The sequence below is a fragment of the Bradyrhizobium sp. CCBAU 51627 genome, assembly GCF_028128765.1.
Lineage (GTDB): Bacteria > Pseudomonadota > Alphaproteobacteria > Rhizobiales > Xanthobacteraceae > Bradyrhizobium.
Genome location: NZ_LBJG01000059.1, coordinates 1 through 1,521 on the forward strand (window position 1 = coordinate 1; position 1,521 = coordinate 1,521).

A 1,521-nucleotide genomic window follows, 5' to 3' on the forward strand; every position below is an offset into this window, starting at 1 on the left:
GTCGTCCGTGAAGAACTCCCAAGCCGTTGATTTGGAATCCAGAAGCGGTGTTTTGCCGTGACTGGATTTGCCGGAAAGCGGGCCTTTGGAGCGGGATTCCTTGCAAACTTGATTTGTGATTCACTCGTCTCAGACTGCTTTGGCGAGGGGCGAGATGCGACCACGGGAGCGGGGCGAGACGGGAGAGCAGGATCTTTTCCGCTCTCGGCTTGATCAGATCATCGACATGAAACATCCGCTGGTGGCGCTGGGGCGGACGGTGGATTGGAGGTTCCTGGAAGAGCGGTTCGGCGAGGTCTACACCGATGACCCCGGCCGGCCGCCGCTGCCGACGCGCTTGATGGCGGGACTGGCGATCCTCAAGCACACCTACGACCTCTCCGACGAGGTGCTGTGCGAGCGGTGGGTCGAGAACCCCTATTACCAATACTTCTGTGGCGAGGAGTTCTTCCAGCACCGGCTGGTGTTCGATCGTTCATCGCTGACGCGCTGGCGTAACCGCATGGGCGAGGAGCGGCTGGCTGCGCTGATCCAGGAGAGCCTGTCGGTTGCCACCAAGACCAAGGCGATTAAGCCGTCCGAGCTGTCGCGGGTGATCGTCGACACCACGGTTCAGCCCAAGAACGTGACATTCCCTACCGATGCGAAGCTTCTGAACCGGGCGCGCGAGAAGCTGGTACGGCTGGCGCAGCGTCACGGGATGGCTTTGCGCCAGTCCTATGCGCGGGTGGGCAAGTTCGCTCTGATCCAGCATCAGCGCTATGCCCACGCCAAGCAGTTCAAGCGCGCCAACCGCAAGCTCAAGACGCTACGGACCTATCTCGGCCGCGTCATCCGTGACATCAGCCGCAAGATCGATGGTGACGGCGGGCTCGAAGCGGCGTTCGCAAAGCTGCTCGCGCTGGCGCGGCGCGTGCGCGAGCAGAAGCAGCATCAGCACGGGCCGAAGGTCTATTCCCTGCACGCGCCGGAGGTCGAGTGCATCGGCAAAGGCAAGGCCCATCGGCCTTACGAGTTCGGCGTCAAAGTCTCTGTCGCCACCACGATCGGCCACGCCAAGGGCGGCCAGTTCGTCACCCATGTGAAGGCGCTGCCTGGCAACCCCTATGACGGTCACACGCTGGCCACCGTGATCCCCGACATGGAGGTGCTCGTCGGCAATACGATCACGCGCATCCTCGCCGACAAGGGATACCGGGGCCACAATGCGCCACCCGATCACAAGTTCAGGGTCTTCATCTCCGGCCAGAAGCGAGGCGTGACGCCCAGGATCAAGCGCGAATTGCGCCGCAGGGCCGCCGTCGAGCCCGTCATCGGCCATCTCAAGGCCGAGCATCGTATGGGTCGCAACTATCTCTGGTTCCGCCAGGGAGACGCGGCCAACGCCGTTCTCGCCGCCGCCGGCTACAACTTCCGCCGCCTCATCCGTTGGCTCAGCCTGTTGCTGCGCCAAATCCTCTCGGCTCTCACCGCCGCGCTTCAGGCCATTCCAGCCTGAAGCCAGAGTTCTTCACGGACGAC

1 protein-coding gene is annotated in these 1,521 nt (G+C 63.1%); it reads left to right on the top strand.

Annotated features, from left to right (window positions below; all coding sequences use genetic code 11):
- The first annotated feature begins 154 nt into the window (after positions 1-154).
- A complete protein-coding gene (locus tag XH88_RS25695; protein ID WP_271671041.1) occupies positions 155-1,498 on the top strand; it encodes an IS5 family transposase in 1,344 nt (447 codons plus the stop codon).
- Positions 1,499-1,521: the final 23 nt, after the last annotated feature.